The sequence below is a fragment of the Streptomyces sp. NPDC127038 genome (assembly GCF_042725875.1).
Lineage (GTDB): Bacteria > Actinomycetota > Actinomycetes > Streptomycetales > Streptomycetaceae > Streptomyces.
The window spans coordinates 1-8702 of sequence record NZ_JBHXDQ010000124.1 but is presented as its reverse complement, the minus strand read 5'-3'; the positions used below and the strand labels follow the sequence as shown (position 1 = coordinate 8702).

Here is an 8702-nt window from a genome sequence, read left to right as displayed (position 1 = left end):
GGGCCGGACACCGGGTGTCCGGCCCTTCCCACGTCCGGGCCCCACGTCCGGGCCCCGCGTCCGGGCCCCGCGTCCGGGTCCCGCGTCCGGGTCCCGCGTCCGGGTCCCGCGTCCGGGTCCCGGTCCCGATGCCGTTGGCAAGGTGGCATCGGGCCCAGGGGTGGATGCCGTGGTCGTGGCTCCCCAGGCCCCCGGCCGGGGCGGCTCGGATGTTGACGTCCCCGGTCCGGAGGCGGTGTGACGGGGATGTTCAGCCGCGTGGGTGGGGTGGGCGGGGGCCCAGTTCGATCGCGGTGCAGCGCCAGCGCAGGTCGGGGCCCTGTTCCAGCCGGAAGGCCATCGCGCGGAGCTGGTCGCCGGCGCCGATGCGGGCGAAGGCCTCGACGGCGCCGGGGCGCGCGACGTAGTAGCCGATGTCCCGGACGACGGGGCGGGTGCCGCGGGTGCGCAGGGGGCCGCGTTCGGCGAGCCGTACCAGTTCGTCGTACGCCCGGCCCGCGGTGTGGCGCAGCATGCAGTGGACGGGGCGCGCGCCGCTCAGGACGGCCAGCAGGCGCTCGGCGAAGACATCGGTGGGCCGCGGCTGCGGAACCGAGCGCCGGACGCCCTCGCGGGCCGTCGTGGCAAGCCTCCGACCCTCGCCCGGCGACCCCGGTGACTCCTCCTGCGACCCCCGGAGCCCCGCCTCGTGGGACGTGGCGCGTGGAGGGCTGTTGTCCGGGGTCCTGGAGGGGGTGGCCGGGGTGCGGGGTGGGGGGCTGCCGGGGCGGCGGGAGTCCCGGCGGCCGGGCGGGCGGGTGCCCGGGGCGCGCCCGGTCCTGGTCATCACCTTGTTCATACGTCGTCCCCGCTCGTCGGTCCTGACCGGTGATACCGGTCGGTAACTTTCGTGTCGGGGATCTTGTACGAGCCGGAAAGGGACCCGCGCAAGGACGTCCGGCACGCGTCGCGACGGCGGAGGAGTTCACCTATCAGGGTGGCCGGGAGCGGCGCGGCCCTTGGCGGCACAGGGGAGTACCGGGTGAATCGCCGGCGTGAGGTGGACGCCACGGAGCGTGCGGCCGGGACCTCGAAAGGGGACGCCCGCACGTATCCTGAAGGCCCTCCCGGAGACGCGGGACCGCCCTCCCCGGAGGTGCCCGGACCGCGTGGACCTCGGAGCCCCGACTACGAAAGCGGCCAGCCATGCGCGTCTACGTCCCCCTGACCCTCTCCGGTCTCGCCGAGGCGTACAAGACGGGAGAGCTGGAGACGGGCCCGTTCACCGCGTACGCCGTCACGCCCGCCCTGCGCGAGTGGTACGTCTCCGACGACATCGAGGAACTGGAGTACGCGGCGCTGAGCCGGGCCGCGCTGGCCTCGCTGCGGCTGCTGGCCGCCGACACGGGGGCCGTGCGGCGCCGGGTCGTCGTCGCGGTCGACGTCCCGGACCGGGCCGCGGCCGCCGACCCCGACCGCGGACTCGACCCGGCGGCGCTCGGCGAGGTGCGGGTCTCCCAGGACGTGACCCTGGCGAAGGCGGCCGCCGTGCACGTGGACGCGGTGGACGCGGAGAAGGACGTGACCGCCGCGGCGGCCGCCCTCGCCGCGGCCGAGACCGGGGACGACGACGCCCGGTTCGTGGTCGACGGCGCCGAGGACCACGAGCTGCTGTGGTTCGCCACGCAGGAGATCCCCGGCCTGGTCGGACTCGGGGAGTAGCCGACCGGACGCCGCCGGCCGCCCTCCTCGACGAGGCGTTGTCGGTGGCGGCGGGTACGTTTCTCGGTATGGGGAAGTCAGGAAACGCGCACATCGTGTGGGACTGGAACGGCACGCTGTTCCACGACAATGACGCGATCATCGGGGCGACGAACGCGGCCTTCGCCGAGCTGGGCCTCGAACCGATCACCCTGGAGCGGTACCGGGCGATGTACTGCGTGCCGGTGCCGAGGTTCTACGAGCGGCTCATGGGCAGGCTGCCCACGCAGGCCGAGTGGGAGGTCATGGACGACACCTTCCACCGGTACTACGCCGAGCACCGCACGGCGTGCGGGCTCACCGCCGGGGTGCCCGCGCTGCTGGCCGGGTGGGAGGCGGAGGGCCGCAGCCAGTCCCTGCTGAGCATGTACGTCCACGCGGAGCTGGTCCCGCTGGTGCGGGGCTTCGGGATCGAGCCGCACTTCCTGCGGGTCGACGGACGGACCGGGCCCTCGGGCGGCAGCAAGGCCGAGCACATGGTGCGTCACCTCGGGGCCCTCGGGGGTGTCGAACCGGCCCGGGTGGTGGTGATCGGCGACGCGGTGGACGACGCGACGGCCGCACGGCACGTCGGCGCCGGGGCCGTCCTCTACACCGGCGGTTCCCACAGCCGCGCCAGCCTGGAGGAGGCCGGGGTCCCCGTGGTGGACAGCCTGGAGGAGGCGGTCGAGGAGGCCGCCAGACAGGCTGCCTGAACCCCGCCGAAACCTCCGGGCCGGCCCCACCGGAGGACCCCGGCGGCGGCCGTGAGGCTCAGTTCACCGGCGCCTTCGAGCGCAGCACCTTGAGGAACTCGCGCATCCAGGCGGAGTGGTCCGGCCAGGCGCGCGAGGACACCAGCGTGCCGTCCACGACGGCCTCCGCGTCCTGGAAGGTCGCGCCCGCCGCCTGCATGTCGAGCTCCAGCGCCGGATAGGCCGTGACGCGGCGCCCGCTCAGGCTGTCGACGGCGGCGGTCAGCAGGGGGCCGTGACAGATCTGGGCCACCGGCTTGTCCGCGTCGAAGAAGGACTTCAGGATCTTGCGGAGTTCGAGGTCGTTGCGCAGGTACTCCGGGGCACGCCCGCCGGGGATGACGAGGGCGACGTACGCACCGGGGTCGACCTCGGAGAACGCGAGGTCCGCGGGCCAGGTGTAGCCGGGCTTCTCCGTGTACGTGTCGAAGCCGGGCTCGAAGTCGTGGACCACGAACTGGAGCTTCTTGCGGGCGGGCGCCGCGATGTGGACCTCGTAGCCCTCCTCGCGCAGCCGCTGATAGGGGTAGAGGACTTCCAGCGACTCCGCCGCGTCGCCGGTGACAATGAGGATCTTCGCTGCCATGGTGCTGCGCTCCCGTCGGCCGTCCTTGCGCGTTTCGCCGTCCCGGTCAACCTGCATCCGGGGGAGGCGTCTGCCAAGGGGCAGAACACCGCCCGTACGACGAAGGTAACGCGCCGTCGGCCCGCACTGCATGCCGTCGCCCCATTCGTCCCTGTGCATAGTGTCAAAGTTCCACCCCCGGTTTTGTACACATACGGCTCATGACGACCCCCCGGTCGGGGGCGATAGCCTGGTGGCGTGATCAGCGCGATATCTCGCGGGGGCATCGTCGCCCCTGCCCCGCGCCCGGAGCGCACGGACGACATCCGTGACCGGGCGGCCATCGCTGATCTTCACGGGCGGAACACGATCATGACGGCCGTGCGCGCGAGCGGAATCGCGGCGAGCGTGGACGGCCGTGCGGTCCGTACGCCGACATCATCCGGGGTGCGGAGGTCGCCGAGAGCGGCGTCACGGTCTCCGGGAGCGTCCGGATCGGCCGATATCCCTCCGCCCATCTCACCTTCCGGCATAGCGTCGAACCCGACCGGACACCCCGCGTCGAGACGTCACGTCGGAAGCCACGAGACCGTATTTCCTTCAACGTCACGCAACGGCGCGCGACAGGAGCCAGAGGACAATGCAGACCAAGCTGGACGAAGCCAAGGCCGAGCTGCTCGAGAGGGCTGCCCGGGTAGCTGAGAACAGCCCGGTCGGGGGGCACCTACCGACTGGGACGACGGGCGAGGGCACCCCCGACCGGGACACCGTGCTCGCGTTCCTCCAGCGCTACTACCTGCACACGGCCCCGGAGGACCTCACCGACCGCGACCCGGTCGACGTCTTCGGAGCGGCCTTCTCCCACTACAGACTGGCCGAGATGCGGCCGCAGGGCACGGCGAACGTGCGCGTGCACACGCCGACCGTCGAGGAGAACGGCTGGACCTGCAGCCACTCCGTCGTCGAGGTCGTCACGGACGACATGCCCTTCCTCGTCGACTCGGTGACCAACGAGCTGTCGCGCCAGGGGCGCGGCATCCACGTCGTCATCCACCCGCAGTTCGTCGTCCGGCGCGACGTCACCGGCAAGCTCATCGAGGTGCTGCCCACGCGGCCCTCCGCCGACGACCTGCCGCACGACGCGCACGTCGAGTCGTGGATCCACGTCGAGATCGACCGTGAGACCGACCGCGCCGACCTGAAGCAGATCACCGCGGACCTGCTGCGCGTCCTGTCCGACGTCCGTGAGGCCGTCGAGGACTGGGAGAAGATGCGCGACGCGGCGCTGCGGATCGCCGACGAGCTCCCCAAGGAGCCCACCGCCGACGACCTGCGCGACCAGGAGGTCGAGGAGGCCCGCGAACTGCTGCGCTGGCTCTCCGGCGACCACTTCACCTTCCTCGGCTACCGCGAGTACCAGCTGCGCGACGACGACTCGCTGGCCGCCGTCCCCGGCACCGGGCTCGGCATCCTGCGCTCCGACCCGCAGCACGGCGAGGACAGCCACCCGGTCAGCCCGTCCTTCGAGCGGCTGCCCGCGGACGCCCGGGCCAAGGCCCGCGAGCACAAGCTGCTGATCCTCACCAAGGCCAACAGCCGCGCCACCGTGCACCGGCCCTCGTACCTGGACTACGTCGGGGTCAAGAAGTTCGACGAGAACGGCGAGGTCGTCGGGGAGCGCCGCTTCCTCGGCCTGTTCTCCTCCGCCGCGTACACCGAGTCCGTGCGCCGGGTGCCCGTCGTCCGCCGCAAGGTCGAGGAGGTCCTGCGCGGCGCCGGGTTCTCGCCCAACAGCCACGACGGCCGCGACCTGCTCCAGATCCTGGAGACGTACCCGCGCGACGAGCTGTTCCAGACCCCCGCGGACGAGCTCCGGGCGATCGTCACGTCCGTCCTGTACCTCCAGGAGCGCCGCCGGCTGCGGCTCTACCTGCGCCAGGACGAGTACGGGCGCTACTACTCGGCCCTCGTCTACCTCCCCCGCGACCGCTACACCACCGGTGTGCGCCTGCGGATCATCGACATCCTCAAGGAAGAGCTCAACGGCACCAGCGTCGACTTCACGGCCTGGAACACCGAGTCGATCCTGTCCCGGCTGCACTTCGTGGTCCGGGTCGAGCCCGGCACCGAGCTGCCGCAGCTGTCCGACTCCGACAAGGAGCGCATCGAGGCGCGTCTCGTCGAGGCCGCCCGCTCCTGGGCCGACGGCTTCGCGGAGGCGCTGACCGCCGAGTGCGGCGAGGAGCGCGCCGCCGAGCTGCTGCGCCGCTACGGCAACGCCTTCCCCGAGGGCTACAAGGCCGACCACTCGCCGCGTTCCGCCGTCGCCGACCTGGTCCACCTCCAGGCCCTCGGCCAGGAGCCCAGCAAGGACTTCGCGCTCAGCCTGTACGAGCCCGTGGGCGCGGCGCCCGGCGAGCGCCGTTTCAAGATCTACCGCACCGGTGAGCAGGTCTCGCTCTCCGCGGTCCTGCCCGCCCTGAACCGCATGGGCGTCGAGGTCACCGACGAGCGGCCCTACGAACTGCGCTGCTCGGACCGTACGACCGCGTGGATCTACGACTTCGGGCTGCGCCTGCCCAAGTCCCTCAACGGCAACGGCGACTACCTCGGCGACGACGGCCGCGAGCGGTTCCAGGAGGCCTTCGCCGCCACCTGGACCGGCCAGGCCGAGAACGACGGCTTCAACGCCCTCGTGCTCAGCGCCGGCCTCAACTGGCGCCAGTCGATGGTGCTGCGCGCCTACGCGAAGTACCTGCGCCAGGCCGGCTCCACGTTCAGCCAGGACTACATGGAGGACACCCTCCGCAACAACGTCCACACCACCCGGCTGCTCGTCTCGCTGTTCGAGGCGCGGATGTCGCCGGAGCGCCAGCGCGCCGGCGTCGAGCTGACGGACGCGCTCCTGGAGGAGCTGGACGCGGCCCTCGACCAGGTCGCCTCGCTGGACGAGGACCGGATCCTGCGGTCCTTCCTCCACCTGATCAAGGCGACCCTGCGGACGAACTTCTTCCAGCAGTCCACGGCCGGCACGCCCCACGAGTACGTGTCCATGAAGTTCGACCCGACGGCCATCCCGGACCTCCCGGCGCCGCGCCCGGCGTTCGAGATCTGGGTGTACTCGCCGAAGGTCGAGGGTGTGCACCTGCGCTTCGGCAAGGTCGCGCGCGGCGGTCTGCGCTGGTCCGACCGGCGCGAGGACTTCCGTACGGAGATCCTCGGCCTGGTCAAGGCGCAGATGGTCAAGAACACCGTCATCGTGCCGGTCGGCGCCAAGGGCGGCTTCGTCGCCAAGCAGCTGCCCGACCCGTCCGTCGACCGTGACGCCTGGCTGGCCGAGGGCATCCGCAGCTACCGGACCTTCATCTCCGCGCTGCTCGACATCACCGACAACATGGTGGCCGGCGAGATCGTCCCGCCCGCCGACGTCGTCCGGCACGACGAGGACGACACCTACCTCGTGGTCGCCGCCGACAAGGGCACGGCGACGTTCTCCGACATCGCCAACGAGGTCGCCCAGTCGTACGACTTCTGGCTCGGCGACGCGTTCGCCTCCGGCGGTTCCGCCGGATACGACCACAAGAAGATGGGCATCACCGCCCGCGGTGCCTGGGAGTCCGTGAAGCGGCACTTCCGGGAGCTCGGTGTCAACACCCAGACGCAGGACTTCACCGTGGTCGGCGTCGGCGACATGTCCGGCGACGTGTTCGGCAACGGCATGCTGCTCTCCGAGCACATCCGCCTGGTCGCCGCGTTCGACCACCGGCACATCTTCATCGACCCGACCCCGGACGCGGAGACCTCGTACGCCGAGCGCCGCCGTCTGTTCGAGCTGCCGCGCTCCTCGTGGGCCGACTACGACGCCGAGCTGATCTCGGCCGGCGGCGGGGTCTTCCCGCGCAGCGCCAAGGCCATCCCGGTCAACGCGCACATCCGCGAGGCCCTCGGCATCGAGTCGAACGTCGCGAAGATGACGCCCGCCGACCTGATGCGCGCGATCCTCCAGGCGCCCGTCGACCTGCTGTGGAACGGCGGCATCGGCACGTACGTGAAGTCGTCCGCCGAGTCCGACGCCGAGGTCGGCGACAAGGCCAACGACGCGATCCGCGTCGACGGCGCCGAACTGCGCGTCAAGGTCGTCGGCGAGGGCGGCAACCTGGGTCTGACCCAGCTCGGCCGGATCGAGTTCGCCCAGCACGGCGGCAGGATCAACACGGACGCCATCGACAACAGCGCCGGTGTGGACACCTCCGACCACGAGGTGAACATCAAGATCCTGCTCAACGCGGTCGTGGCCAACGGCGATCTGACCGTCAAGCAGCGCAACAAGCTGCTCGCCGAGATGACCGACGAGGTCGGCGCCCTGGTGCTGCGCAACAACTACGCGCAGAACGTGGCGATCTCCAACGCGCTGGCCCAGTCCCCGAGCATGCTCCACGCCCAGCAGCGCTTCCTGCGCCACCTGGTCCGCGAGGGGCACCTCGACCGGGCCCTGGAGTTCCTGCCCACCGAGCGCCAGATCCGCGAGCGGCTCAACGCCGGCCAGGGTCTGACCGGTCCGGAGACGGCCGTCCTGCTCGCGTACACGAAGATCACGGTCTCCGTCGAGCTGCTCGCCACCACGCTGCCCGACGACCCGTATCTGCACAGCCTGCTGCTCGCCTACTTCCCGACGGCGCTGCGCGACCAGTTCCGCGAGCAGATCGAGGGACACGCGCTGAGCCGTGAGATCGTGACGACCGTCCTGGTCAACGACACGGTCAACACGGGCGGTACGAGCTTCCTGCACCGTCTGCGCGAGGAGACGGGTGCCTCGCTGGAGGAGATCGTCCGGGCGCAGACCGCGGCCCGCGCGATCTTCAACTCCAGCGCGGTGTGGGACGCGGTGGAGGCGCTCGACAACACCGTCGCCGCCGACGTCCAGACCCGGATCCGGCTGCACTCGCGCCGGCTCGTCGAGCGCGGTACGCGCTGGCTGCTCAACAACCGGCCGCAGCCGCTCCAGCTCGCCGAGACCATCGGCTTCTTCACCGACGGTGTCGAGCAGGTGTGGTCGGAGCTTCCCAAGCTGGTCCGCGGCACGGACCTGGAGTGGTACCAGCAGATCTACGACGAGCTGTCGGACGCCGGCGTGCCGGACGAGCTCGCCACCCGCGTGGCCGGCTTCTCGTCCGCCTTCCCGGCGCTGGACATCGTCTCGGTGGCCGACCGCATGGGCCGGGACCCGATGGCCGTCGCCGAGGTCTACTACGACCTCGCCGACCGTCTCGGCATCACCCAGCTCATGGACCGCATCATCGAGCTGCCGCGTGCCGACCGCTGGCAGTCCATGGCCCGCGCGTCGATCCGCGAGGACCTGTACGCGGCCCACGCGGCGCTGACCGCCGACGTCCTGGCGGTGGGCGAGGGCTCGTCCACTCCCGAGCAGCGCTTCGACGCCTGGCGGGAGAAGAACACGGCGATCCTCGGGCGGGCCCGCACCACCCTGGACGAGATCCAGGGCTCGGACTCGTTCGACCTCGCCAACCTGTCGGTGGCGATGCGGACGATGCGGACACTGCTGCGCACGCATTCCTAGCGAACGGTCAGAACAGGCGGTTCCCGGGCATCAGAGCCCGGGAGCCGAGCGGACGGGGGCGCCCCGGGTCATCACGACCCGGGGC

General features: G+C 71.4%; 6 protein-coding genes. 3 read left to right on the top strand and 3 right to left on the bottom strand.

Annotation, left to right across the window (positions count from 1 at the left end; genetic code table 11):
* Nucleotides 1–250: 250 nt before the first annotated feature.
* Nucleotides 251–838, bottom strand: coding sequence for an Rv3235 family protein (locus tag ACFWI4_RS40680; protein ID WP_387206693.1), 588 nt, complete (start codon nt 836–838; stop codon nt 251–253).
* 347 nt (nt 839–1185) lie between these two features.
* On the opposite strand from ACFWI4_RS40680, the gene ACFWI4_RS40675 reads away from it, so the two are divergent.
* Nucleotides 1186–1701 carry a DUF6912 family protein gene (locus ACFWI4_RS40675; RefSeq protein ID WP_387206691.1) on the top strand — a complete coding sequence of 172 codons (516 nt, stop codon included), beginning with the start codon at nt 1186–1188 and terminating at the stop codon, nt 1699–1701.
* A 68-nt stretch (nt 1702–1769) separates the two neighbouring features.
* Entirely contained in the window at nt 1770–2435 is a 666-nt protein-coding gene (locus ACFWI4_RS40670) for an HAD family hydrolase (protein ID WP_387206689.1), read from the top strand.
* A gap of 58 nt (nt 2436–2493) precedes the next feature.
* On the opposite strand, the gene ACFWI4_RS40665 is transcribed toward ACFWI4_RS40670, so the two are convergent.
* On the bottom strand, nt 2494–3060 hold the full coding sequence (locus ACFWI4_RS40665) for a DJ-1/PfpI family protein (RefSeq protein ID WP_385408602.1): 567 nt from the start codon (nt 3058–3060) through the stop codon (nt 2494–2496).
* 332 nt (nt 3061–3392) lie between these two features.
* Nucleotides 3393–3557: a hypothetical protein gene (locus ACFWI4_RS40660; protein WP_387206687.1), complete on the bottom strand. Its 165-nt coding sequence runs from the start codon at nt 3555–3557 to the stop codon at nt 3393–3395.
* A gap of 122 nt (nt 3558–3679) precedes the next feature.
* Between ACFWI4_RS40660 and ACFWI4_RS40655 the strand changes: the two genes are divergently transcribed.
* Nucleotides 3680–8617: an NAD-glutamate dehydrogenase gene (locus tag ACFWI4_RS40655; RefSeq protein ID WP_387206685.1), complete on the top strand. Its 4938-nt coding sequence runs from the start codon at nt 3680–3682 to the stop codon at nt 8615–8617.
* The last annotated feature ends 85 nt before the right edge of the window (nt 8618–8702 follow it).